At 37.3% G+C, this 26,662-nt stretch carries 27 protein-coding genes, 1 other RNA gene and 1 other annotated feature; of the genes, 26 read left to right on the forward strand and 2 right to left on the reverse strand.

The features are described from left to right. Positions 1 to 88 precede the first annotated feature (88 nt). On the forward strand, positions 89 to 805 hold the full coding sequence (locus tag C7N65_RS12885) for an A24 family peptidase (protein WP_105992608.1): 717 nt from the start codon (positions 89 to 91) through the stop codon (positions 803 to 805). Between the two features lie 14 nt (positions 806 to 819). Beyond that, positions 820 to 1,500, forward strand: a complete 681-nt coding sequence (gene radC, locus C7N65_RS01020; RefSeq protein ID WP_105992609.1) for a RadC family protein — start codon at positions 820 to 822, stop codon at positions 1,498 to 1,500. Positions 1,501 to 1,551: 51 nt separating this feature from the next. On the opposite strand, the gene C7N65_RS12595 is transcribed toward radC, so the two are convergent. Continuing rightward, complete coding sequence (locus C7N65_RS12595) at positions 1,552 to 1,722, reverse strand: hypothetical protein (RefSeq protein ID WP_199790637.1); 171 nt, start codon at positions 1,720 to 1,722, stop codon at positions 1,552 to 1,554. 147 nt (positions 1,723 to 1,869) lie between these two features. Here C7N65_RS12595 and C7N65_RS01025 point away from each other — a divergent pair, with 147 nt between their 5' ends. The 24 genes from C7N65_RS01025 (at position 1,870) to C7N65_RS01135 (ending at position 25,297) form a co-directional block, all read left to right on the forward strand. Further along, the gene (locus C7N65_RS01025; RefSeq protein WP_105992610.1) at positions 1,870 to 2,337 is read left to right on the forward strand and encodes a DUF4930 family protein; all 468 of its coding nucleotides are present in this window, start codon (positions 1,870 to 1,872) and stop codon (positions 2,335 to 2,337) included. A gap of 90 nt (positions 2,338 to 2,427) precedes the next feature. Then, the gene (locus C7N65_RS12795; RefSeq protein ID WP_267894437.1) at positions 2,428 to 2,556 is read left to right on the forward strand and encodes a hypothetical protein; all 129 of its coding nucleotides are present in this window, start codon (positions 2,428 to 2,430) and stop codon (positions 2,554 to 2,556) included. Positions 2,557 to 2,775: 219 nt separating this feature from the next. Continuing rightward, positions 2,776 to 3,615: a rod shape-determining protein MreC gene (mreC, locus tag C7N65_RS01030; protein WP_105992611.1), complete on the forward strand. Its 840-nt coding sequence runs from the start codon at positions 2,776 to 2,778 to the stop codon at positions 3,613 to 3,615. Then, positions 3,615 to 4,136 carry a rod shape-determining protein MreD gene (gene mreD, locus C7N65_RS01035; protein ID WP_105992612.1) on the forward strand — a complete coding sequence of 174 codons (522 nt, stop codon included), beginning with the start codon at positions 3,615 to 3,617 and terminating at the stop codon, positions 4,134 to 4,136. Before mreC ends, mreD begins: the two co-directional genes overlap by 1 nt. A 32-nt stretch (positions 4,137 to 4,168) precedes the next feature. Next, positions 4,169 to 4,245, forward strand: a sequence feature (ribosomal protein L21 leader region). A gap of 12 nt (positions 4,246 to 4,257) precedes the next feature. Next, positions 4,258 to 4,566: a 50S ribosomal protein L21 gene (gene rplU, locus C7N65_RS01040; RefSeq protein WP_105992613.1), complete on the forward strand. Its 309-nt coding sequence runs from the start codon at positions 4,258 to 4,260 to the stop codon at positions 4,564 to 4,566. 2 nt (positions 4,567 to 4,568) lie between these two features. Continuing rightward, a complete protein-coding gene (locus C7N65_RS01045) occupies positions 4,569 to 4,889 on the forward strand; it encodes a ribosomal-processing cysteine protease Prp (RefSeq protein WP_105992614.1) in 321 nt (106 codons plus the stop codon). A gap of 11 nt (positions 4,890 to 4,900) precedes the next feature. Continuing rightward, positions 4,901 to 5,185, forward strand: a complete 285-nt coding sequence (gene rpmA, locus C7N65_RS01050; RefSeq protein ID WP_105992615.1) for a 50S ribosomal protein L27 — start codon at positions 4,901 to 4,903, stop codon at positions 5,183 to 5,185. A gap of 130 nt (positions 5,186 to 5,315) precedes the next feature. Next, positions 5,316 to 6,608 carry a GTPase ObgE gene (gene obgE, locus C7N65_RS01055; RefSeq protein ID WP_105992616.1) on the forward strand — a complete coding sequence of 431 codons (1,293 nt, stop codon included), beginning with the start codon at positions 5,316 to 5,318 and terminating at the stop codon, positions 6,606 to 6,608. 10 nt (positions 6,609 to 6,618) lie between these two features. Beyond that, positions 6,619 to 7,074 (forward strand): ACT domain-containing protein, encoded by a 456-nt coding sequence (locus tag C7N65_RS01060; protein WP_105992617.1) that lies wholly within the window; start codon positions 6,619 to 6,621, stop codon positions 7,072 to 7,074. Positions 7,075 to 7,086: 12 nt separating this feature from the next. Next, the gene (gene ruvA / locus C7N65_RS01065) at positions 7,087 to 7,692 is read left to right on the forward strand and encodes a Holliday junction branch migration protein RuvA (protein ID WP_105992618.1); all 606 of its coding nucleotides are present in this window, start codon (positions 7,087 to 7,089) and stop codon (positions 7,690 to 7,692) included. 23 nt (positions 7,693 to 7,715) lie between these two features. Then, complete coding sequence (ruvB, locus tag C7N65_RS01070; protein WP_105992619.1) at positions 7,716 to 8,732, forward strand: Holliday junction branch migration DNA helicase RuvB; 1,017 nt, start codon at positions 7,716 to 7,718, stop codon at positions 8,730 to 8,732. Further along, complete coding sequence (gene queA / locus C7N65_RS01075) at positions 8,722 to 9,747, forward strand: tRNA preQ1(34) S-adenosylmethionine ribosyltransferase-isomerase QueA (protein ID WP_105992620.1); 1,026 nt, start codon at positions 8,722 to 8,724, stop codon at positions 9,745 to 9,747. Before ruvB ends, queA begins: the two co-directional genes overlap by 11 nt. 18 nt (positions 9,748 to 9,765) lie before the next feature. Further along, positions 9,766 to 10,905 (forward strand): tRNA guanosine(34) transglycosylase Tgt, encoded by a 1,140-nt coding sequence (gene tgt, locus C7N65_RS01080; RefSeq protein WP_105992621.1) that lies wholly within the window; start codon positions 9,766 to 9,768, stop codon positions 10,903 to 10,905. A 16-nt stretch (positions 10,906 to 10,921) separates the two neighbouring features. Further along, entirely contained in the window at positions 10,922 to 11,182 is a 261-nt protein-coding gene (gene yajC, locus C7N65_RS01085; RefSeq protein WP_002481121.1) for a preprotein translocase subunit YajC, read from the forward strand. Between the two features lie 430 nt (positions 11,183 to 11,612). Further along, on the forward strand, positions 11,613 to 13,889 hold the full coding sequence (gene secDF / locus C7N65_RS01090; RefSeq protein ID WP_105992622.1) for a protein translocase subunit SecDF: 2,277 nt from the start codon (positions 11,613 to 11,615) through the stop codon (positions 13,887 to 13,889). Between the two features lie 141 nt (positions 13,890 to 14,030). Continuing rightward, positions 14,031 to 16,304 (forward strand): single-stranded-DNA-specific exonuclease RecJ, encoded by a 2,274-nt coding sequence (recJ, locus tag C7N65_RS01095; protein WP_105992623.1) that lies wholly within the window; start codon positions 14,031 to 14,033, stop codon positions 16,302 to 16,304. Between the two features lie 18 nt (positions 16,305 to 16,322). Next, entirely contained in the window at positions 16,323 to 16,841 is a 519-nt protein-coding gene (locus C7N65_RS01100; RefSeq protein ID WP_105992624.1) for an adenine phosphoribosyltransferase, read from the forward strand. Positions 16,842 to 17,218: 377 nt separating this feature from the next. Next, a complete protein-coding gene (locus C7N65_RS01105; RefSeq protein WP_105992625.1) occupies positions 17,219 to 19,408 on the forward strand; it encodes a RelA/SpoT family protein in 2,190 nt (729 codons plus the stop codon). A gap of 16 nt (positions 19,409 to 19,424) precedes the next feature. Continuing rightward, on the forward strand, positions 19,425 to 19,877 hold the full coding sequence (gene dtd, locus C7N65_RS01110; RefSeq protein ID WP_105992626.1) for a D-aminoacyl-tRNA deacylase: 453 nt from the start codon (positions 19,425 to 19,427) through the stop codon (positions 19,875 to 19,877). Next, complete coding sequence (locus C7N65_RS01115) at positions 19,874 to 20,749, forward strand: N-acetylmuramoyl-L-alanine amidase (protein WP_105992627.1); 876 nt, start codon at positions 19,874 to 19,876, stop codon at positions 20,747 to 20,749. The genes dtd and C7N65_RS01115 overlap by 4 nt, the downstream gene beginning before the upstream one ends. A 323-nt stretch (positions 20,750 to 21,072) precedes the next feature. Further along, entirely contained in the window at positions 21,073 to 22,347 is a 1,275-nt protein-coding gene (gene hisS / locus C7N65_RS01120; protein ID WP_105992628.1) for a histidine--tRNA ligase, read from the forward strand. A gap of 15 nt (positions 22,348 to 22,362) precedes the next feature. After that, positions 22,363 to 24,129 (forward strand): aspartate--tRNA ligase, encoded by a 1,767-nt coding sequence (gene aspS, locus C7N65_RS01125; protein WP_105992629.1) that lies wholly within the window; start codon positions 22,363 to 22,365, stop codon positions 24,127 to 24,129. Positions 24,130 to 24,201: 72 nt separating this feature from the next. After that, positions 24,202 to 24,392: non-coding RNA, 6S RNA (ssrS, locus tag C7N65_RS01130), on the forward strand. A 128-nt stretch (positions 24,393 to 24,520) separates the two neighbouring features. Next, a complete protein-coding gene (locus C7N65_RS01135; protein ID WP_105992630.1) occupies positions 24,521 to 25,297 on the forward strand; it encodes a ThiF family adenylyltransferase in 777 nt (258 codons plus the stop codon). Between the two features lie 51 nt (positions 25,298 to 25,348). On the opposite strand, the gene C7N65_RS01140 is transcribed toward C7N65_RS01135, so the two are convergent. Next, positions 25,349 to 26,629, reverse strand: coding sequence for a replication-associated recombination protein A (locus tag C7N65_RS01140; RefSeq protein ID WP_105992631.1), 1,281 nt, complete (start codon positions 26,627 to 26,629; stop codon positions 25,349 to 25,351). Positions 26,630 to 26,662 lie beyond the last annotated feature (33 nt).

Consider the following 26,662-nt stretch of genomic DNA (forward strand, 5'->3'; position numbering starts at 1 on the left):
GACATAATTATCATATTTGATTTTATTATAATTATATTTGTTAAACCGAAATCAGGAGCGTATAATAAGATATTATTTCAGAAAGTAGGTGAAGCACCTGACGCTTCTTTTATCATCATTGGTATGTCTTATTTTGGAAAGCTTCTTATTTCAATTGTGTCATGTAAGACAATTAAGGTTCAGTTATTTTAAACAGCGCTCTCAATGTGAATATTGCAGGCAGTTGATTCGATGGTATGATTTGATTCCAGTTGCAAGTTTCCTATTATTAAAGGGGAAATGCAGGTATTGCCATGCACAGTTATCTATCCTTTATTTGGCAGGTGAGGTCTTGGCATGTATTCCTGTGGTGCTGTTATGTAATCATGTTGTACTGTTGCCACAAAGCTTGTTTACAGCACTTTATTTATTATTGCTTGCGGCTGCATTATATGACATTCAAACACAAACAATTCCTCTGCATTATCTCCTTATCACTTTCATTACCGCACTAACGCTTGCACCTCATATTTATGTTTTCAACCTTTTCATAGTAGGCTTGCTGCATTTGTTGTTCTTTGTATCGCGTTATGCAATAGGGTATGGCGATATCTTCCTATTCTCTATCATCAGCCTCACGATTCCATATCTCTTTTTCCTTTTTTTATTCTGTATCACATTTATTATTGGCGGTTGTTTTATTTTAATATGTTTGTGGTGTAAGAAACGTATCCTTCACATACCGTTAATTCCTTTTATTTTTCTTTCTTTTGTATCAACCTCTGTCTTTTACGCAGACCTTTTATATTTTTTCAACTTTAACTGATAGGAGCATGAAAATTGAATATTAAACAATTACCTGATTGTGATAAACCCAGAGAAAAGCTGGTGACGAAAGGTGCAGATAAGCTGTCTGAATCAGAATTGCTGGCAATATTATTTAATACAGGCACTAAAGGAAAGTCCAGTATGGAACTTGCTCAGGACTTACTCCATTTAACGACGAACCTCAAAGATTTGAAGTTATTGTCTTTAGACGATATGACAAAAGTTAAAGGGATTGGTTTGTATAAAGCTGTGATTTTAAAAGCTGCCTTTGAATTAGGAGAACGTATGAACGCGCCAGATCAAAAAGAAAAGGTGAAAATCAATTCACCGCAAGATGCGGCAGACTATTTCATGTCCAGAATGATGCATTTAAAGCATGAACAGTTCGAAGTTTTATTTTTGAATTCGAAAAATATAGTTATTCGGCACGAAGTAATATTTGTAGGGACATTGAATTCGTCTGTTGTTCATCCAAGGGAAGTATTTAAAGCGGCAATCAAATGGTCGAGCAATGCGATTATTGTCGTACATAATCATCCTTCAGGGGATGTTACGCCTTCTTTAGAAGATATACGGACAACACAACGATTGCAGGAGTGCGGCAGAGTACTTGGAATAGAAGTGCTCGATCATATTATTATAGGAGATGCTAAGTACTTGAGTATGGTAGAAAAGGGGTATTTTGATGCATAATAAAACCCGACTATAACATTTGTGTATAATCGGGGAAACTATCTATTTCGCTTAAAAGAGATGCAGTTGGAAGTAATCATTCAACCATACAACGCCTTGATAAGCGAGATAAATAACTAATGCTAATATCGCTAATTTTATAATAAAACGCAATAATGAAATGCCCACTCTAAAGAGCAGTCCAATAAGCAGTACTATTAATATTATTGTTAAAATTGACATGGTCGCCACTCCTTTAATTACATTTTAACTGAAACTATCAGATGATGCATCAGTCCTGGGATAGACATTTGAAGTCATTCTCTAGTCTGATGCAAACATTTATATTTTCGGCTAAAATAAAGACAATAATAATGAGGCGGTGTGAGCATGCGTTTTCTCTTCAACATTATAAAAAATATCATCGCTGTTGTATGTATTATTGTTATCGTATTTTTTGCATTGAAATACGCACCGTTCTTAAAGGAACAAGAGTGGAATCCTATCAGCAACAAAACGACGTATTCCTCTTATCATGGAGGCAATGTACCTGTTGAAGACTTCAAAGCAGGACAGCGTTACGTTGTTGAAAAGAACGATTTACTAAATAACATGCCTGCAAGTCAGACTAAAAATATCTTCGGCATGCTGGACAAACAAGAATTTATGGATGTCAGCGGAATCAGCAGAATGGGTTATAACGATAAATATTTAATCGGACAACGCGGGAATCAATTTATTATGTATCGCTTCGGTTCGAAAGAAATAAGAATCTATGCGACTGAAATCGAATTGCAGCAGGATTTGCGAGCGATGCAGCAAAATATACAGATGCAGCCGGTTTCGGCTTTTAAGTAAAAGCACTTCAACAGTTAAGAATCTTGAAAATATACCTGTCTTGCGTTAACCTTGTGTTGAATCATTAAAAAGAGAGGTTTGGTGTTTGCAATGAGTAAGCAAGCGAATGGTAAGAAAGCTGACGAACAATCAAAAGCGCAAAAACTATTCGAACAGTGGAGAAAAGAAGAAACACTGTATAAAGAAGACGAGAAAGACAACAACAGCCAGAAGAAATGATTCACGTTAGAAATGCAGGGATTAACATTTAAAGCTGATTTTTGAAATAATAATAGAGTAAAAAACACTTTGGAGTATCAGCAAATTGATTTGAATTTGTTGGTACTCTTTTATTTTGTAAAGTGAGTTATAAATTAGGGGGTTCGTACTTTATATAACGAACAGAGTAATATAAAATAAAATGAGATATGAAAAATTGAGTTAATAGAGGTGTTCAGGTTGTCCAAGTTTTTTAAAAATAACAAACTGATTGTTATTTTCTGTTCCCTGATTCTATTTATATCATTAATAGGGTTATCGATCAGATCACATCACCAGTCTCCGGTGGAACAATATGTCGGTGATACTGTTTCAGTTCCGCAACGCGTATTATCTTACCCATTACATATGGTGACTGGTTCAATCAGCGGCTTATTCGATGGGAAATCATCTGAGAAAGATAAAAATAAAATTAAGCAATTAGAAGCGGAAAACGAACGTTTAAAATCAGAAAACAAAGATTTCCGCAAAGAGCTTGATATTAAAGACATATCCAAATACGAACCTTTGAGTGCTACTGTAATTGCCAGAAATCCAGATCAATGGATGAATAAAGCAATTATCGATAAAGGTAAAAAAGCGGGTGTCAAACAAAACCAAGCTGTGATTACGACGAAAGGTTTAGTCGGCAGAGTTTCGAAAGTCAATCAGTTTTCATCTCAAGTCGATTTCCTTTCTACATCATCAAGAAATGGTAAATTAGCAGTCAATATTCAACATAATTCAAACAAAGTCTTCGGTCTTATCAATCACTATGATACGAAGACAAATGAATTAGTAATCAGCGATATAGACAACAAAGACAAAATTGCCAAAGGCGATAAAGTCGTAACAAGCGGACTTGCTGAACAATTGCCGAGCAACTTATATATTGGAGAAGTTACAAAAGTCGAAAACGATCAATATGGTCTTTCTAAAGAAGTGAGAGTAAAAACAGCGGCTGATTTAAGTGATTTAGGTCATGTCTATGTCGCACAACGCGATCCTCAAACACTTCCTGACGAAAGCGGTGATGAATAATGCGTGCATTTTGTTATTTTTTGATAGGGGCGGTATTGTTTTATCTTGATGCGCTCATCGCATTAGTCATCCCGATGCAGATTTCTGGTAAAAGTATTATCTTTGTACCGCATCTGCTGTTGATGTATTTGCTGATGATTACAATTTATAAGAAACCAAGCATTGCAGTAGTTCTAGCAATTATTTTCGGGTTAACAACTGATTTGTATTACGGTACGATTTATGGTCTGAACACTTTCGGTTATTTATTATTCGTGATTTTAATGGACTTTTTCTTTAAAGTTTATTATCGCGATCATACAATGATTTTCTTGGGTGTTTGGATATTTACAATCATTTTTGAAATCTACCAAGCCATTATATACGGACTCCTCGGATTGATCCGATTTAATTTAGGCGAGTTTATTTTATTCAGAATGCTGCCTACTGCTTTCATCAATTTATTGCTGTTAATTATTATTTTCAGCCTGATTAGAAAAATCGTAAAAAAATTAGATTTGTCAATTGACAGGAAAGCATAAGGATGGTAAGCTTTAGCAGTTGAGTAGTTTATAGCTACATACAACCGCTCAAATATAGGTTTAAGAATACCATGTGTATCACCTATATATGGCGTGACTTATTATATAGGAGGTGCAAAGTATGTTTGCTATTATCGAAACAGGCGGTAAACAAATTAAAGTAGAAGAAGGTCAAGAAATCTACGTTGAAAAATTAGACGTAAATGAAGGTGACGCTTTCACTTTTGACAAAGTTTTATTTGTAGGCGGAGACTCAGTTAAAGTTGGTGCTCCAACAGTAGAAGGTGCTACTGTAACAGCTACAGTAAACAAACAAGGTCGCGGTAAGAAAATCACTGTATTTACTTACAAACGTCGTAAAGACTATAAACGTAAAAAAGGCCATCGTCAACCATACACTAAATTAACAATCGACAAAATCAACGCTTAATCATGATAAATATAGACGTTTCGTTTAACGATGAAGGTCAAGTTACAGATGTCATCATGGATGGTCATGCTGAACATGGCGAGTATGGTCATGATATTGTCTGTGCTGGAGCTTCAGCTGTCTTATTTGGAAGTGTAAATGCCATTCTTGGATTAACATCTGAAAGACCCGATATTGATTACGACGATGATGGAGGTTATTTCCACATCCGAAGTGTAAACGTAAACGATGATCAAGCACAATTAATTTTGCAAGCAATGCTCGTTTCGCTTCAAACTATTGAAGACGAATACCAAGATAATATAAAATTAAATTATAAGTGAGGTGTATCCAGATGTTAAAATTAAACTTACAATTCTTCGCATCGAAAAAAGGGGTAAGTTCTACTAAAAACGGACGTGACTCTGAATCTAAACGTCTTGGCGCTAAACGTGCTGACGGACAATTCGTAACAGGCGGTTCTATTTTATTCCGTCAACGCGGAACTAAAATTTACGCTGGTGAAAATGTAGGTCGCGGCGGCGATGACACATTATTCGCTAAAATTGACGGCGTTGTTAAATTCGAACGCAAAGGCCGTAACAAAAAACAAGTTTCAGTTTACGCTGCAGCTGAGTAATTTTGTTGACGCAACACCAGAAGTTTAACTTCTGGTGTTTTATTTTTGTCTTTATTTCTCTGGGTACATAAATAATGATATAATATTCTAGATATTGCATTAGAAAACATAAAAAAAAGAGGTGAGAAACATGTTTGTCGATCAAGTGAAAATACTATTAAAAGCTGGTGACGGCGGTAACGGCATTACAGCATACAGAAGAGAGAAATATGTTCCATTCGGAGGACCAGCAGGCGGCGATGGCGGTCGCGGTGCATCAGTGATATTCGAAGTAGATGAAGGATTAAGAACATTGCTTGACTTTAGATACCAACGTCAATTTAAAGCAAAACGCGGCGAAGGCGGTCAAGGCAGCAACATGCACGGAAGAAATGCAGAGGATTTAGTTCTTAAAGTACCGCCAGGCACTATTATCAAAGAAGTTGAAACAGGCGAAGTCCTAGCGGATTTAGTTGAAAACGGCCAACGTGCAGTCATTGCCAAAGGCGGCCGCGGAGGACGAGGCAACTCTCGTTTTGCGACTCCAAGAAACCCTGCGCCTGATTTCAGTGAAAACGGCGAACCAGGCGAAGAAATTGAAGTTACATTAGAATTGAAATTATTAGCGGATGTAGGACTTGTCGGTTTCCCTAGTGTCGGTAAATCTACATTGCTTTCTACAGTGTCAAAAGCTAAACCAAAAATCGGTGCTTACCACTTTACTACTATCAAACCTAATTTAGGTGTGGTTTCAACACCGGATGGCAGAAGCTTTGTTATGGCAGACTTACCAGGATTAATCGAAGGGGCTTCTGAAGGTGTCGGTTTAGGCCATCAATTCTTGCGACATGTAGAAAGAACTAAAGTTATTGTACATGTTATCGATATGAGCGGTTCTGAAGGCAGAGACCCATTAGAAGACTATGAAACGATTAATAACGAATTGAAATCATATGGTCAACGATTAGAAGATCGTCCGCAGATTGTTGTTGCGAATAAAATGGATTTGCCTGATTCAGAAGATAATTTAGAATTATTCAAAGCATCTGTCGGTAAAGATATTGAAATTATTCCAGTTTCAGCATATACACGCGACAATATCGATCAGTTGCTATATGCGGTAGCTGATAAATTAGAAGAGTATAAAGATGTAGACTTCTCTAAAGAGGATGATGAAGCATTAGGTGTAAACCGTGTACTTTATAAACATACACCATCACAAGATACATTTACGATTACACGTGATGATGATGCGGCTTATGTTGTCAGCGGTAAAGCAATTGAAAGAATGTTCAAGATGACTGACTTTAACAGTGATCCTGCAGTTAGACGCTTTGCACGTCAAATGCGTTCAATGGGTATTGATGATGCATTACGAGAACGCGGAGCGAAAAATGGAGATATCGTCAGAATTTTAGGCGGAGAATTTGAATTCGTTGAATAGAGGTGTCTAAGTGAACGATAAACAAGTTAAGAAGTTCTATCTGATACGAGAAGATGTGCTGCCTGAATCTGTAATCAAAACATTGCAGATTAAAGACGCTTTAAAGGACAATCCGCACTTATCCATTTACGAAGCAGTGAAAAAGTTCGGTTTATCCCGCAGTGCGTTTTATAAGTACAAAGATACTATTTTCCCCATTGATGAAAAGATGGAGGAAAGCAAAGAGTTTACGATTATTCTTTATGTGCATGATAAGGTAGGTATGCTTGCGCAAGTTCTCAATACGATATCTCAAATTCAAATGTCGATATTAACGATTCATCAAAGTATTCCTATGGAAGATAAAGCAACCATTACACTTTCTTTGAATTCAGCTGGCAGTCAAGCCTCAATGGAAGATGTGATTTATGCGTTGAGAAATATAGAAAATGTATATAAAGTAGAAATTATAAGTATGTCCATGTAAGGAAGTGACGGCATGTATGCATATATAAAAGGGCAATTGACGCAGCTTTTTCCAACACATGTTGTGGTTGAAACAAATGGCGTCGGTTATGAGATTCAAACACCGAACTCTTATCGTTTTCAATCATCTTATCAAAAGGAAGTTGTTATTTATACTTCCTTAGTAGTAAGAGAAGATGCGCAATTACTTTACGGATTTGTTTCTGAAGAAGAAAAAGAAATGTTTTTAAGTTTGAATAAAGTAACGGGTATCGGTCCTAAATCAGCCTTAGCAATTTTAGCTGCCAGTACCCCGAATGAAGTTAAAATAGGAATTGAAAATGAAAACGAAGCGTATTTAACGAAGTTTCCGGGCATCGGTAAAAAGACAGCTAGACAAATTATTTTAGATTTGAAAGGCAAAGTTAAAATTACTGAAGAAAGCGCAAGTACTTTATTAACGCAGCCGGACAGCAATGTGTCTGGCAACGATCCGGTTGTCGAAGAAGCATTGCTTGCTTTAGATGCCTTAGGCTATTCTAAGCGTGAATTGAATAAAGTTGAAAAGAAACTCAATGCAGAACATTTCGAGTCTGTAGACGATGCAGTCAAAGCAGGTTTGAAACTGCTTATTTCATAAATTTGTGATAAGGAGGGGACAAAATGGATGACAGAATGGTAGATCAGTCCGTGCATGATGATGAATATTCATTTGAATTATCATTAAGACCGCATTTACTAAGACAATATATTGGCCAAGCATCAATTAAAGCCAATTTAGAAGTTTTTATCAAAGCAGCTAAAATGCGTGAAGAGCCATTAGACCATGTCTTATTATTCGGTCCCCCTGGACTCGGTAAAACGACACTGTCTAATATTATTGCGAATGAAATGGGTGTCAATATCAGAACGGTAACCGGTCCTGCAATTGAACGCCCAGGCGACTTAGCAGCCATACTCAATGGCTTGCAGCCGGGTGATGTCTTATTTATTGATGAAATCCATCGCTTGAGCAGTGTAGTCGAAGAAGTGCTTTATCCTGCAATGGAGGACTTTTATTTAGATATTGTTATCGGTAAAGGCGAAGAAGCGAGAAGTATCCGCATTGACCTGCCTCCGTTTACACTTGTCGGAGCTACTACGAGAGCCGGCAGTTTAACTGGTCCGCTGCGCGATCGCTTTGGTGTACATTTGCGTTTAGAGTTTTATAAGGAAAATGAACTCAAAGATATTATTAAAAGAACAGCAGATGTCTTGGATACAGAAATCGATGATGAAAGTGCAGTTGAACTTGCAAAACGCAGCCGCGGTACACCGCGTATTGCGAATCGATTATTAAAACGTGTACGTGATTTCCAACAAGTAAATGAAGATGACAAAATTTATATTGAAACGACAAAACGTGCTTTACAGCTCTTGCAGGTAGATGATTATGGTTTGGATTACATTGACCATAAAATGATGCGTTGTATTATCAACCAATATAACGGCGGACCTGTCGGTTTAGACACCATTGCAGTTTCAATCGGAGAAGAACGTATTACTATTGAAGATGTCTATGAACCTTTCTTGATTCAAAAAGGGTTTTTAGAACGTACGCCTAGAGGCAGAAAAGCAACACCCCTAGCTTACGAACACTTTGGTACAGAACATGGAAAGAGGGACGATTTTGAATATTGAAGAATTTGATTACCATTTGCCAGAATCACTGATTGCACAAACGCCTTTAAAAAACAGAGATACTAGTCGTTTGTTAGTGCTGCATAAAACGAATGGCGAAATTGAACATCGTCACTTTAAAGATATTTTAGAATATATCAACCCAGGCGATACATTAGTATTAAACGATACGAAAGTGATGCCTGCACGTTTATTCGGAATAAAAGAAGATACAAAAGCAAAAGTTGAAATGCTGATGCTGACACAAATAGAAGGCGATGATTGGGAAGTATTGCTGAAACCTGCCAAACGTATTAAAGTCGGACAAAAATTATCATTTGGAGAAGGCAAAATTATTGCTGAGTGTGTAAAAGAATTAGAACAAGGCGGACGCATCATGCGTTTATCTTATGAAGGTATTTTGCAAGAACGTTTGGACGAGCTTGGAGAAATGCCTTTGCCGCCATACATCAAAGAGCGCTTAGATGACCCGGATCGTTATCAAACAGTGTATGCAAAAGCAGCAGGTTCTGCAGCTGCACCAACAGCAGGACTGCATTTTACAGACGCATTATTAGAACAGCTGAAAGAAAAACAAGTGAATCTTGCTTTTGTGACATTACATGTCGGTCTGGGCACTTTCAGACCTGTCAGTGTAGAAAACATCGATGATCACAAAATGCATAGCGAGTACTATCAAATGTCGCAAGCAACAGCGGATTTATTGAATGAGACTAAGGCACAAGGAAAACGAATTATCTCTGTGGGTACAACTTCGACAAGAACACTTGAAACGATTCGCAGAGACCATGACCAATTCGTAGCAAAAAGCGGTTGGACAGATATATTTATTTATCCAGGCTTTGAATTTAAAGCCATTGATGGTTTGATTACGAATTTCCATTTGCCTAAATCAACACTTGTCATGCTGGTTTCAGCATTCAGTTCAAAACAATACATTTTAAATGCATATCAAACCGCTGTTGAAATGAAATATCGTTTCTTCAGTTTCGGCGATGCAATGTTAATTATTTAAGGGAGTCGTGAAAAAGTTATGCCTGCAGTAACTTATGAACATATTAAAACATGTAAACAATCCGGTGCGAGGTTAGGAATTGTGCATACACCGCACGGTTCTTTCGAAACACCGATGTTTATGCCAGTTGGAACAAAAGCCACAGTAAAAACAATGAGTCCAGAAGACTTGCGTGCGATTAACGCAGAAATCATTTTAGGAAACACATATCATTTATGGCTACAGCCGGGCAGCGAAATTATCAAACGTGCTGGCGGACTGCATAAATTTATGAACTGGGATGGTCCGATTCTTACAGATTCAGGCGGTTTCCAAGTCTTCAGTTTAAGCAATCTGCGTAAAATCACAGAAGAAGGCGTACATTTCAGACATCATAAAAATGGTTCTAAACTCTTTTTAAGTCCAGAAAAATCAATGGAAATTCAAAATGATTTAGGATCAGATATTATGATGGCTTTTGATGAATGTCCTCCGATGCCGGCTGAATACGAATATGTTAAAGATTCTATCGAACGCACAACAAGATGGGCTGCACGATGCAAAGCAGCGCATCAGCGTACTGAGGATCAAGCATTATTCGGTATTATCCAAGGCGGAGAATATAAAGACTTGCGTCAGCAAAGTGCTGAAGAATTAGTCAAACTAGATTTTCCAGGATATGCTATCGGTGGATTATCTGTGGGTGAGCCTAAACCAGTCATGTATGATATGGTTGAACACACAGAACAATTTATGCCGAAAGATAAACCGCGCTATTTAATGGGTGTAGGTTCTCCTGATGCATTAATTGAATGCAGTATCAGAGGTATGGACATGTTTGATTGTGTCTTGCCTACACGTATTGCCAGAAACGGTACATGTATGACTTCAAATGGCCGTGTCGTAATTAAAAATGCTAAGTATGCGGAAGATTTAGGTCCATTGGACGAAAATTGTGATTGCTATACATGCCGCATTTATTCTAGAGCATATCTTCGCCACTTGATAAAAGAGGAAGAAACTTTCGGTATACGTCTAACTACTTACCATAATTTATATTTTCTGTTAAAATTAATGGAGGATATCAGACAGGCCATTCGGGAAGATCGTCTTTTAGATTTTAAAGAGGAGTTTTTCGAACAATATGGATTGAATGTAGAAAATCCTAAAAACTTTTAATTAAAGGAGAATGTTTGTGAATTTAACCGGTCTTATTTTACCTATTGCATTACTAGCTTTAATGTGGTTCTTCATGATCAGACCACAACAAAAGCGTCAAAAAGAACACCGCGAAATGGTGAATCGTTTGGAATCAGGACAACACGTTACAACAATCGGCGGAATCAAAGGTGTGGTTCGCGCAGTTGATGAAACAACAGTTGTGATTTCAGTTAACGATAAAGGCACTCAAATCACTTTTGAAAAAGGTGCTGTTAAACAAGTTAATCCAGACTAATCGCATATTGCGTTAACAAAGTATAGGTTTTTGAACAAAGCAATTCCTGTACATAGATTAACAACATTACATCCCGTATAGATCCTTAGAGGATTTGTACGGGGTGTTTTTGTTCATTTGAAATACTTCACTTCCTTGAAAAATAGTTTTAAATTAGTGTTAGAGCGTGTATAATTCATTATTGGAATACGACTTAATAGGATTCTGTATAGTTCAACCGTAATTAAATCGCATTATAAATTAAGTTGAAATATGCATGAATTTCAATGCGGTCTGTTTTGAAAGTGAAGGAAGGATGTAGTAAGCTATAAAGGTTCATTCAAATAGATTGTATGTCAAAACAATTCACATAATGCAATGCAGTTTTGGCTTGCAGTTGGTTTGAAAAATCAAGTATGCTATTTACATAAGTAAATAATGAGGTGTTCATGTGAAGAAAAACAGTAGAATAATTGCATTCTTGTTACTTGTTGTTTTGCTTTTTGCAGGCATGGGAGCTACATATAAGAGTGTAATTAAAGATGTTCGTTTAGGCTTGGACCTTCAAGGTGGATTTGAGGTACTTTACCAAGTAAATCCATTGCAAAAGGGTGATAAGATAGACGATAAGGCTGTACAAGCCACAGCCAAGACATTAGAAAACAGGGTTAACGTTTTAGGGGTATCAGAACCTAAAATTACAGTAGAAGATAATAACCGTATCCGTGTACAATTAGCGGGTGTCAAAAACCAAAATGAGGCAAGGGATATTTTATCTTCACAAGCGAATTTAACGATTCGAGACTCTGATGACAATGTTAAATTAACAGGTAAGGATTTAGTTCAAGGTTCTGCGAAACAAGAATTCAAGCAGAATACAAATCAGCCGGCAGTTACGTTTAAATTGAAAGACAGCAAAAAATTCAAAAAAGTAACTGAAGAGATTTCAAAACGCAAAGAAAACGTAATGGTTGTTTGGTTGGACTATGAAAAAGGCGACAGTTACCAAAAAGAAAAAGATAAAAAAGATCCGAAATACGTATCAGCCGCTTCAGTTGATCAACCAATCAACTCAGACAGCGTAGAGATTTCTGGCGGATTCAACGGTGAAGAAGGCGTACAAAAAGCCAAACAAATTGCGGACTTATTGAACTCTGGTTCATTACCGGTTCAATTAAAAGAAATCTACTCTAACTCAGTAGGTGCACAATTTGGTCAAGACGCACTTGATAAAACAATCTTCGGATCATTATTAGGTGTCGGCATTATTTATTTATTCATGGTAGGATTCTACAGATTGCCGGGTATCATTGCCGTGATTACGTTGACAACATATATTTATTTAACACTTGTTGCATTCAACTTCATTCATGGTGTGCTTACATTGCCAGGTTTAGCCGCACTCGTATTAGGTGTCGGTATGGCAGTCGATGCGAACATTATCATGTATGAACGTATCAAAGATGAACTGAGAATCGGACGAACGTTGAAACAAGCGTTCCATAAAGCTAATAAGAGTTCCTTCATCACTATTTTAGATGCGAACTTAACAACTGTCTTAGCCGCAGCTGTACTGTTCTTCTTCGGTGAAAGTGCAGTTAAAGGTTTCGCAACAATGTTATTACTTGCGATTCTTATGAGTTTCGTAACAGCAGTATTCTTAACACGCATTTTATTATCACTGCTTGTACAATCAAATTACTTCAAGAAAAGCTTTGGATTATTCGGTGTTAATAAAAAACATAGACATGATATCAACGAAGGTATCGATGTGTATCAATTGAAAACACCTTATGACCACTGGAACTTTATGAAGCTTGCTAAACCATTGTTCTGGGCAAGCGGTGTGGTTATTGTTGCAGGTATCGTGATTCTGTTTATCTTCAAATTGAACTTAGGTATCGACTTTACCAGCGGTACACGTGTTGATATGAAAGCAGATCACAAAATCACACAACAAGAAGTGACTAAAAAGATTGAAGATGCAGGTCTGAAAGCAGACAGAGTTGCATTATCAGGCAATAACGATAGTGCATCAGTTCAATTCAAAGATGATTTATCGAAAAATGAAGTGGCTAAAGTCAAATCAATGATGAAAAAAGAATTCGGCAACGATCCGACTGTTAACACAGTATCGCCTGTAATCGGACAAGAGATTGCGAAAAACGCATTATTATCTCTGATTTATGCATCGATCGGTATGATTATTTATATTTCACTACGATTCGAATGGCGAATGGGGCTTTCATCCATTATTGCATTGCTGCATGACGCGTTTATGATTGTCGCAGTGTTCAGTCTCTTCAGAATCGAAGTCGATGTAACATTTATCGCTGCAGTGTTAACTATCATCGGTTATTCAATCAACGATACTATCGTTACATTCGACCGTGTACGTGAGAACTTGCATAAGATTAAAGTTATTACCAAACCAGAACAAATTGATAAAATTGTAAACCGTTCTATCCGACAAACAATGACACGTTCCATCAATACAGTATTGACTGTTGTGATTGTAGTCGTAGCATTATTAATCTTCGGTGCATCAAGTATCTTCAACTTTGCACTGGCATTATTAATCGGTTTAGTTTCTGGGGTATTCTCATCTATCTTCATTGCCGTTCCATTATGGGGCATGATGAAGAAAAAACAACTTAAAAATTCACCAAATCAAAAACTTGTGGTTCATCGTGAAAAACGTAAAAACGAAGACAAAATCCTTGTTTAATTTGATTTTGGTATTAACTCTCAGACTTTTTCAGTCTGGGAGTTTTTTTATGCGAAAGAAAAACAGGATTTCAGTAGAAGTTGCTTTTTATTTTTTGGGTTCTTCTGTATAATGACATGTGGAAAAGAGGGAAGTCGTTCTATGATTAAAGCTAAGTATAAATGGGACTTACAACAAAATAATACGGAAATCGCACCTGAAGTTGTACAATCATTGAAATTAACACCGATTGTGCAAAAAGTACTGCAAAGCAAAGGTATTGTTGCACAAGATGAGATTCAAAAACTGCTTGCATCATCTCAGTTGAAACATGATCCGTTTTTATTAAGCGATATGCAGAAGACTGTTGATAGAATCAATCATGCACTCGACAAAAAAGAGCGCATTTTGGTTTATGGAGATTATGATGCAGATGGTGTTACGTCTACTTCTATTTTAGTTACGGCTTTGCGTGAATTGGGAGCTGAAGTCGGCTGGTACATACCGAATCGTTTCTCAGAAGGTTATGGTCCGAATGAAGCAGCGTTTAAAAATGCGGCTGATGAAGGTATTAATCTAATTATTACAGTCGATAACGGCATTCAAGGCCATCATGAAATTGAAGTCGCAAAATCATTGGGTATCGATGTGATTGTGACTGATCACCATGAAATCGGTGAAACTTTGCCGGACGCATATGCAATCGTACATCCAATGCATCCTGAATTTGATTATCCGTTCAAATATTTAAGCGGTGCAGGTGTTGCTTTGAAAATTGCACAAGCATTACTGGATCATCCATCACCATCTTTTACGGCTTTAGCAGCTATCGGTACTGTAGCGGATTTAGTCTCATTAACAGATGAAAACCGTGCCATCGTTCAACAAGGATTGAAAGTTATGAACGATCAGCCGTTTGATTCAATCACAGCTTTATTGAATCAAGCAGGTCATAACGACGTGATTACAGAAGAAACTATCGGTTTTATAATCGGTCCGAGATTAAATGCGGTCGGCCGCTTGGATGATGCAGGATTAGCTGCAGAATTATTAATGTGCGAAAGTGCAGATGAAGCTGAGTTCTTAGCTGAACAAGTTGAACACTTTAATCAAGAACGAAAAGATATCGTTCAAGAGATTGCTGAAGAGGCATTAGAGATGGCGCAAACAGAAGTCGATGCCGGAAATCGTTTCTTAATTCTCGCTAAAGAAGGCTGGCATGAAGGTGTCTTAGGTATCGTTGCTTCACGTATCGTAGAAACATACGGCTTGCCGACAATCATTTTAAATATCGATACTGCACAAGACTTTGCGAAAGGTTCAGCACGAAGTATCGAGCAAGTATCAATGTATGAAATACTTGATAAAGAGCGCAGCTTGATTTCGAAATTCGGCGGCCACCATATGGCAGCAGGAATGACACTTCCAATAGAAAGTATCGAACCTTTGAAAGCAGCATTGAACCAACACATGGAAGAAATTGCACAAACAGAAGATTTAACGCCAAGAAAGAAAGTGGATTTAGTTTTGACCGAATCGGACATCACAGTTAAAAATATCGCAGATATTCAAAAACTGAGACCGTACGGTACTGATTTTACAAGTCCGTTGTTCGAACTAGATAATGTTGTTGTCAAGCAAGCAAAAGGTATCGGACAAGAAGGCAAGCACTTGAAAATGACTTTAGGGGATTCAAAACTGCAAGCACTTTATTGGCAGCACGGAGAATATGCGAATCAGCTCGAACCGAATGAACCATTGAATATGATTGGTGCGCTTCAAATTAATGAATGGAACGGCAATCAATCACCGCAGTTCATGGTGCAGGATATGGCCTCAGAAGCACTTCAAATTCTTGATTTCAGAGGCAAAGCGCGTCAACATGAAATGCATGACGAAGCTTCTACAGCAGAAATTATCAATGCACAGCAAACTAAAACACATGAGCATCAATATTATTATGGGGATATGATTGATAGACCGTATGAACGCTATGTGTTTAAAGAATTGCCGTTGAATTTAGAAACAATGGAGACAACACTAAACTCCATGCAAGAGAGTCAGATTATTTTAGAATTAAAACATAAGCAGTCGATTTACTTTGACGGCATGCCGAGTATGAATCATTTTAAAGCGTGTTATAAAGCGCTGATGGCTAAGCATGAAGTCAAGCTTCAGCAAGACGGCATGCAGTTATGCGAATTTCTGAAAATCAAGCCGCCATTGCTTATTTTTATCCTCAAAGTATTCAATGAATTGGATTTCATTGAGGATAATCATGGTATAATCAAAGTGAACCAGAATGTGGTTAAAAAGGACATTGCATCCAGCAAGCTTTACCAAGCAAGACAAAAGCGGATGGATGTTGAAAAATTCTTATTGTATGATGATTTTTCAAAAGTTAAAAATTGGATTAAAGCACAGCTAGCTAAGTAATTAGGAGGATATATAGAAATGGATTTAAAACAATATGTTTCAGAGGTACAAGATTGGCCGAAAGAGGGCGTAAACTTTAAAGACATCACAACAATTATGGATAACGGTGAAGCTTATGGCTACGCTACAGATCAAATCGTCAACTTTGCTAAAGAAAAAGAAGTTGATATCGTAGTCGGACCAGAAGCTCGCGGTTTCATTATCGGATGTCCGGTAGCTTACTCTATGGGAATTGGTTTTGCACCTGTAAGAAAAGAAGGTAAATTACCGCGTGAAGTCATTAAATACGAATATGACTTAGAGTATGGTACTAACGTTCTTACAATGCATAAAGACGCAATCAAACCAGGTCAACGTGTCTTAATTACTGATGACTTGCTAGCAACTGGCGGAACAATTGAAGCAACAATCAAACTTGTTGAGGAATTAGGCGGCATTGTAGCTGGTATTGCATTCATTATCGAATTGAAATACTTGCATGGTATTGAAAAAATAAAAGATTATGAAGTATTAAGTTTAATTTCATACGATGAATAATAGAATGTATCGCTTGCTTTCGTTTGGCAGGCGATACATTTATTTATTTGCAATATCAGACTTTTATTTTTAAAATAAATATTAATTCCGTATAAAGAAAGGTTCGCTGTATATTGCAGGATAATTGTGAATGTTTAAACAACGTGGTTCGTATAGTGGTTCAATTATCTGTCAATGTATAGTAGAATAGATATATTATTTAATATAAATGTAGGTCGCGGTTAAAGAATGAGGTCAATTGTATATGAGATAGGAGTGGTAACCTATCATCATTTTCAAAATACTTAAATAAAATTCATCTGAATTCTATGCGGTATGCCTCTTTATACTTGAAACATAACATTTATATGAAAAATGAATATGTGGGGGTGTCTAATGTGAATAATGAATATCCGTACAGTGCAGACGAGGTCCTGTACAAAGCAAAGTCTTATTTAAGTAAAGAAGAATATGAACATGTCCTTAAGAGTTATCATATTGCGTATGAAGCACACCAAGGACAATTCAGAAAAAATGGTCTGCCATATATTATGCATCCCATTCAAGTGGCTGGAATTTTAACTGAAATGCATCTGGATGGTCCGACCATTGTTGCGGGCTTTTTACATGATGTTATCGAGGATACGCCTTACACATTTGATGACGTAAAAGCAATGTTTAATGATGAAGTAGCCATGATTGTAGAAGGGGTTACTAAGTTAAAGAAAGTAAAGTATCGTTCCAAAGAAGAACAACAAGCTGAAAACCATCGTAAATTGTTTATTGCGATTGCAAAAGATGTTCGGGTCATCTTAGTAAAATTAGCCGATAGACTGCATAATATGCGAACATTAAAAGCAATGCCGAGAGAAAAGCAAATCAGAATTTCTAAAGAAACATTAGAAATCTATGCACCGCTTGCACACCGTTTAGGGATTAATACCATTAAATGGGAACTTGAAGATATCGCATTGCGCTATATTGACGGCGTACAGTACTTCCGTATTGTTAATCTCATGAAGAAAAAGCGCAGCGAGCGTGAAGCATATATTAAAAATGCAATTGAACGTATTCGTGCTGAGATGGATAAAATGCATATTGAAGGCGAAATTAATGGTCGTCCGAAGCATATCTACAGCATTTATCGCAAAATGATGAAACAAAAGAAACAGTTCGATCAGATTTTCGACTTATTAGCTGTCCGTATTATTGTGGATTCGATTAAAGATTGTTATGCGGTCTTAGGTTTGGTACATACGTTATGGAAACCTATGCCCGGAAGATTTAAAGACTATATTGCCATGCCGAAACAAAACATGTATCAATCCTTGCATACGACTGTAGTCGGTCCGAACGGCGACCCGCTGGAGATTCAAATCAGAACGCATGAAATGCATGAAATAGCAGAACATGGGGTTGCGGCACACTGGGCATACAAAGAAGGTAAAAAAGTAACAGATGATAATTCAGGTTATGCAAAAAAATTATCATGGCTGAAAGATTTGGCTGAAGCGGATAAAACAGCAAATGATGCACAAGAATTCATGGAATCATTGAAGTTTGATCTGCAAAGTGATAAAGTATACGCCTTCACACCGCAAAGTGATGTTATCGAGCTGCCGTATGGTGCAGTGCCGATAGACTTTGCTTATGCTGTGCATAGTGAAGTCGGCAATAAAATGATTGGTGCGAAAGTCAACGGTAAAATCGAACCGATTGATTATGTACTGCAAACTGGCGATATTGTTGAAATTCGTACGAGTAAACATTCGTACGGACCGAGTCGCGATTGGTTGAAAATTGTGCGCTCATCCAGTGCTAAAAGCAAGATTAAAAGTTTCTTCAAGAAACAAGATCGTTCTTCTAACATTGAAAAAGGTAAATTCATGGTAGAAGCTGAAATCAAAGAACAAGGTTTCAAAACAGAGGATGTTTTAACTGAATCTAATATTGAAATTGTGAATCAAAAATACAACTTCTCAAATGAAGATGATTTATTCGCAGCAGTCGGTTTCGGCGGTGTGACATCTTCTCAAATCGTCAACAAATTAACTGAGAAACAACGCATTCTTGATAAACAGCGTGCATTGAATGAAGCACAAGAAGTGACAAAATCAGTGCCGATTAAAGATAATATTACAACTGACAGCGGTGTGTATGTAGAAGGTATAGAAAACGTATTGATTAAATTATCGAAATGCTGCAATCCTATACCTGGAGACGACATTGTCGGTTATATTACTAAAGGACATGGTATTAAAGTGCACAGAACCGATTGTCCGAACATTAAAAACGAAACAGAACGTTTAATCAATGTGGAGTGGGTAAAATCAAAAGACTCCACACAACGTTATCAAGTTGATTTAGAAGTAACCGCGTATGACCGTAATGGCCTGCTTAATGAAGTATTGCAGGCAGTGAATGCAACAGATAGTAATCTAGTTAAGGTTTCTGGTAAATCTGACGTAGAGAAAAATGCTATCATTAACTTGAGTGTTATGGTTAAAAATGTTAATGAAGTCTTCAAAGTTGTTGAGCGTATCAAACAACTAGGAGATGTTTATACAGTTACAAGAGTCTGGAACTAACTGAGGTGTTTATTATATGAGAGTAGTAGTACAACGTGTTAAACAAGCATCTGTAACAAATGACTCGATCAACGCATCTATCGGGAAAGGTTTATGTTTATTGGTCGGTGTCGGACAAGATTCTACAGAAGCAGATGTGAAAGCAGTAGCAAAAAAGATTGCAAACGCAAGAATATTTGAAGATGAACAAGGAAAAATGAATTTGAATGTACAGCAAATCGGAGGTTCTGTATTGTCGATTTCTCAATTCACACTTTATGCGGATGTTAAGAAAGGCAACAGACCCGGATTTACAAATTCAAAAGCTCCTGATGAAGCGAATCGTTTGTATGAAGCTTTAAATGACGAATTACGACAATTCGATCTTGAAGTGAAGACAGGTGAATTCGGAACAGATATGTTGGTGGATATCGCAAATGACGGTCCTGTAACTATTATCTATGAAAGTCAGGACGGCAAAGTGATATGAACCGAATTGAACGGTGGTTTAAAAAGAATAGACTGAAACCTATTCCCGTGCTGATTGCCCTGATTCTGATTATCATTTTGGTCTTTATCATCATATTGGTAGCGAATTATCAATACAAACATGATGATAGTGTCACTATGAAAGAAGATGCCGAATTAAGAACCGGACCTAACGCAGTCTATCCTGAAATTTTTCCAGCTGAGAAAGGCCAAACCTTTCATCAAATTGATAAAAGGGGCAAATGGCTTTATGTAGAAACAAAAGACGGCAAAGATAAAGGTTGGGTTGCCGGATGGCATACGGATTTAGATATTCCTCCGGATAATGATCCGAATGCTAAGCCGTTAAAAGGCAAAGTGATTGTACTGGATCCTGGTCATGGCGGAGGCGACCAGGGTGCTTCCAGTTCAACCCAATATAATTCACTTGAAAAAGTCTATACCTTAAAAACAGGTTTAGAACTTAAAAAGAAATTAGAACAAGAAGGCGCTAAAGTCAAAATGACAAGAGATAAAGATGAATACGTCAAATTGAAAGACAGAAATTTCAAAGGCGACGCATTTATCAGCTTACATAATGATGCATTGAAATCACCTGAAGCCAATGGTGTAACAGTATACTGGTTTAAGAAGCAGCAAGAAGGCCTTGCGGAAGCTTTGAGCATGAGTATACAGAAAAAAGGATTGTTATCGCCTAAAGGTGCAAGACAAGAAAATTATCAAGTACTGAGACAGTCGAAACTGCCGGCAGTATTGATTGAATTAGGCTATATCAGCAATCCGACAGATGAAATGATGATTCGCGATAAATTGCATCGTCAAGTATTGGAACAAGCCATTGTTGACGGTCTGCGCATGTACTTTTCATCTTAAATAGTTGCAATCAATGCTTAAAATCGTTATGATAGTATCTGAATAAAATAATTAAAACCGATATGATTCTTGAATAGACATTACGAAATGGCAAAAGAGAAATAATCCTTGGCTGAAAGATTATGCAGAGTAAGCGTGTCAATATTGAACACAAGAAGAGGTGAAGTGCAATACTTGATGTTGTACTTCCGTAAGACATACGTTAAATGTTTAAAGTGGAGCTGATTTTTCAGCTCAATTAGGGTGGCAACACGGAAAATTCGTCCCTTGTGTGATAGTGATATCATGCAGGGGATTTTTTATTTCTAAAAGGAAGTGACGAGATGATAAATATACCGCGCGGTACACAAGATATACTGCCTGATCAAAGCAGAAAATGGAGATATATTGAATCAAAATTAGATGAATTAATGGAACTTTATAATTATAAAGAAATCCGTACACCGATTTTCGAAAGCACAGATTTATTTGCGAGAGGTGTCGGCGACTCTACAGATGTCGTTCAAAAAGAAATGTATACATTTAAAGATAAAGGCGACAGAAGTATTACATTAAGACCTGAAGGTACAGCTGCAGTTGTGCGTTCATATATTGAAAATAAAATGCAAGGCGACCCGAACCAGCCGATTAAATTGTATTACAACGGTCCTATGTTCAGATATGAACGTAAACAAAAAGGACGTTATCGCCAATTCAACCAATTCGGTGTTGAAGCGATTGGTGCACAAGACCCAAGTATTGATGCTGAAATACTTGCTATGGTAATGCACATTTATCAATCATTCGGCTTAAAACACTTAAAATTAGTGATTAACAGTGTCGGTGATTTTGAATCACGTAAAGAATATAACCAAGCATTGATTGAACACTTCGAACCTGTTATCGATACATTCTGCAGTGATTGTCAATCACGTTTGTATACAAATCCAATGCGTATTCTTGACTGTAAAGTCGATAGAGATAAAGAAGCGGTTAAAACAGCACCGCGTATTACAGAATATCTCAACGAAGAATCTAAAACCTATTTCGAACAAGTGAAAAGTTATTTAGATGAATTAGGCATTCCGTATGTAGAAGATCCTAATCTTGTACGCGGATTAGACTACTACACACACACAGCATTTGAATTGATGATTGATAGTCCAGATTACGATGGTGCAATCACAACGGTATGCGGCGGCGGAAGATACAATGGTCTGCTTGAACTGTTAGACGGGCCTAAACAAACAGGTATCGGTTTTGCTTTAAGTATCGAACGTTTACTGTTGGCACTAGAAGAAGAAGGTATCGAAATCGAAGACGAAGATCACTTAGATTTATTCGTCGTAACAATGGGCGACACAGCAGATCGCTATGCCGTTAAATTATTAAACGACTTGCGTCACCACGGTATTAAAGCAGATAAAGATTATTTGAAACGTAAAATCAAAGGTCAAATGAAACAAGCAAACCGTGTCGGTGCAGAATATACCATTGTTATCGGTGATCAAGAACTTGAAGATGGAAAAATCGATATTAAACATATGGAAAGCGGAGAAACTGAAAGTATTCAGTTAACGGATTTAGTATCGTATTTCGAAGAAAAGAAAGCAAAATAAGAGGAGAGTATGAAAATGAGTAAAAGAACAACTTATTGTGGTCTTGTAACTGAAGACTTTTTAGGACAGCACGTAACATTGAAAGGATGGGTGCATAACCGCAGAGACTTAGGCGGATTGATTTTTGTGGACTTGCGTGACCGCGAAGGCTATGTACAAATCGTATTCAACCCTGATTTTTCTGAAGAAGCATTAGAAATTGCAGAATCTATCCGTTCAGAATATGTCATCGAAGTTGAAGGTACTGTAACTAAACGTGATCCTGAAACAGTCAATAATAAAATCAAAACAGGTAATGTTGAAGTACAAGTAGATAAAATCAACATTATTAATAAAGCACAAACACCTCCGTTTTCAATCAACGATGATTCACAACAAGTTGACGAAAATATTCGTTTGAAATATCGTTATTTAGACTTAAGAAGACAAGAATTGGCACAAACAATCAAAATGCGTCACCATATTACACGTTCAATTCATGAATATCTAGATAACGAAGGTTTCTTAGATATTGAAACACCATTCTTAACAAAATCAACACCTGAAGGTGCACGTGACTACTTAGTTCCATCTCGTGTGCATGAAGGCAAATTCTATGCCTTACCGCAATCTCCGCAATTATTCAAACAATTATTGATGATCAGCGGATTCGACAAATACTATCAAATCGTTAAATGTTTCCGTGACGAAGACTTGCGTGCAGACAGACAACCTGAATTTACACAAGTCGATATTGAAATGAGCTTTGTTGACCAAGAAGATGTTATGGAAATGGGCGAAGACATGCTTAAAAAAGTCGTAAAAGACGTAAAAGGTATCGAATTGACTGAACAATTCCCACGCATGACATATGCTGAAGCAATGGCACGTTACGGTTCTGATAAACCAGATACACGTTTCGACATGGAATTATTAGACGTATCTGAACTTGGTCAAACAATGGACTTCAAAGTTTTCAAAGATACAGTTGAAAAAGGCGGAGAAGTTAAAGCCTTAGTAGCAGAAGGCACTTCAGACAAATATACACGTAAAGACATCGATAAATTAACAGAATTTGTTAATATCTATGGTGCTAAAGGATTAGCATGGGTAAAAGTTGTTGAAGACGGCTTAAGCGGTCCGATTGCAAGATTCTTCGAAGATACAGATGTTGAAAAGTTAAAATCATTAACAGGCGCAAAAGCAGGGGATTTAGTATTATTCGTTGCTGATAAACCAAGTGTTGTGGCACAAAGTTTAGGTGCATTACGTGTGAAACTTGCACATGAGTTAGGTTTAATCGACGAAGACAAATTAAACTTCTTATGGGTAACAGATTGGCCGTTATTAGAATATGACGAAGATGAAAAACGTTATGTGGCAGCACACCATCCATTCACATCACCTAAAGATGAAGACTTGGAAAAATTAGATTCAGAACCAGAAAATGCTCAAGCAAAAGCATATGATATCGTATTAAACGGTTATGAACTTGGCGGCGGTTCAATCAGAATTCACAATGGTGATATTCAATCTAAAATGTTTGAAGTGCTTGGATTTACAAAAGAAGAAGCACAAGATCAATTCGGCTTCTTGCTTGATGCCTTCAAATATGGTGCACCACCACATGGCGGTATCGCATTAGGTTTAGACCGTTTTGTAATGTTATTGACAGGCCGTACAAACTTGCGCGATACAATCGCATTCCCTAAAACAGCATCAGCTGTATCATTGATGACACAAGCACCAAGCGAAGTATCTGACAAACAACTTGAAGAGCTAGCCTTACGTATTCGTCACTAATAAAATATTTCCATTTCAAGGGCTTTTAAATTTGCAAATTGGAAATAATGTGGTAATATTTAATTATAAGATAGTCGTCTGAAATACTCGTAGTTTGCTGTATGTATTTTGACCTAACACTCTTTGATCAGGGAGCCCAATAGGTTTTCTTGCAGCGCACACGCCTCTAAAGGAGGACGTGCAAAACAAGAAACAGGGCACCCACCTGTAATTAGCAGGCCAAAATGATCAAGCGCTAACAACTACGGTACAACGGATTCTATCGTACGTAGGACTTCGGTCCTGCGTATTTTTTTTACAAAAGTTTAGAAAATGTTAAGAAATGAACTTGCAAAAGTTTGTTATAATGGTTCAATGTTAGTTAAGTAATTCAAAAGGAGTAAGAAGTAGAATGAAGCATCAATTTTCACGTAATGAATTGGCTTATGGTAAAGAAGGACTGGATTTATTAAAAGAACAAACAGTTGCTGTATTAGGCGTTGGGGGTGTTGGTTCTTTTGCTGCTGAAGCATTAGCAAGAACAAATATTGGTCATATTATTTTAATCGATAAAGATGATGTGGATATAACGAATGTTAACCGTCAGCTGCATGCATTGACGACAACAATCGGCCAAAGCAAAGTAACATTAATGGAAGAACGTATTAAGTTGATTAACCCGGATTGTAAAGTGACTTCATTACATATGTTCTATAACGAAGATACATATGAAGCGCTGTTCAATGACTATGATATTGACTATATCATTGATGCAAGCGATACAATTATTTATAAAGTTCACTTAATGGAAGAATGCTTAAAACGCGATATTAAATTGATTTCTAGTATGGGTGCTGCAAATAAGACAGATCCTACACGCTTCCAAATTGCGGATATTTCAAAAACACATACAGATCCGATTGCGAAAATCATTAGACAAAAGCTTAAAAAAGATGGGATTAAAAAAGGCGTACCTGTAGTATTCTCTGATGAAAGTCCGATTGTAATCAGAGAAGATGTAAAAGAAACTGTGGGCGATAAAAATGCGGCAACAAGAAAAGGACAAATACCGCCATCATCAAATGCTTTTGTACCAAGTGTTGTAGGTTTGATTTGTGCAAGTTATGTCATTAATGACGTGTTGAAAGATATTCCTGTAACACGTATTAAAGACGGCAAGCAAAAATAAAAGGCTGATTAAAAATCGTAATTTTGCATTACGATTCTCATATCAACCTGCTTATGATTTGTGTTGTTGTTTTGAAATATTATCATAGATTTGTTTGAATTGCTGCTCAGCTTTTGAAGTTGTTTTCGGCTTATAATACTGTCTGTTTTTAAGTTTATCCGGTAAATACTGCTGCGGAATAAAACCATTTTCTGAGTTGTGAGGGTATTGATAGCCGATGGCACGGCCAAGCTCTTTAGCACCGGCATAATGACCATCTTTAAGATGGCTTGGGATTTGCCCGACATGACCTTTTTTAATGTCAGATAATGCCGCATCGATGGCTGTAATGCCTGAATTTGATTTCGGAGACAAGCATAATTCGATGACTGCTTGGCTTAACGGAATACGTGCTTCAGGAAAACCTAAGCGTTCAGCAGCTTCAATCGCAGCAAGTGTTCTTTGTCCTGCACCGGGAGAAGCTAAACCTATGTCTTCATAACTGATAACAAGCAATCGTCTAGCAATAGTCGGCAAATCACCGGCTTCTATCAATCTGGCTAAATAATGAAGCGCTGCATCAGTATCGCTGCCGCGAATCGACTTTTGAAATGCACTCATGACATCGTAATGCATATCGCCGTCTTTGTCTGAGACAAAACTGCCTTTTTGCATACAGTCTTTTGCATCTTCAAGCGTGACATGGATTGTACCATCCTCTTGCGGTTTTGCGCTCAGCACAGCGAGTTCCAAAGCATTCAATGCACTGCGGACATCGCCATGACTTTGTGTTGAGAAGTACAGCATAGCATCTTCATCAAGTTCAGCATTGTATTTTGCTAAACCTCTGTCTTCTTCAGAAAGTGCACGCTCTAATGCAATCTTGACATCATTCTCATCCAAAGGATAGAGTTCGAAAATCTGTGCACGAGAACGTATAGCTGGATTGATTGCATGATAAGGATTAGAAGTTGTTGCGCCGATTAAGACAATTTTGCCGTTCTCTAAATGCGGCAGCAAGAAGTCTTGTTTAGCTTTGTCTAAGCGATGAATCTCATCTAATAACAAGATAACTTGACCAGACATTTTCGCTTCTTCAACAACCATTTGCATGTCTTTCTTAGTATTTGTAACAGCGTTTAACTGTCTGAATTTATATTCAGTTGAGCCTGCTATCGCTTTAGCAATACTCGTCTTTCCAATACCAGGCGGTCCATAGAATATCATAGAAGTTAAACGTTTGGATTCAACCATTCTTCTAATGATGCCTTTTGGACCCACCAAGTGTTGTTGTGATATGATTTCATCTAGGTTTTGCGGACGCATTCTAGATGCTAAAGGTTCATTATTCAATATTGAGTCACACCTTTCTATTACTATATTAAC

It is taken from the genome of Staphylococcus simulans (genome assembly GCF_002994445.1).
GTDB classification, from domain to species: domain Bacteria; phylum Bacillota; class Bacilli; order Staphylococcales; family Staphylococcaceae; genus Staphylococcus; species Staphylococcus simulans_B.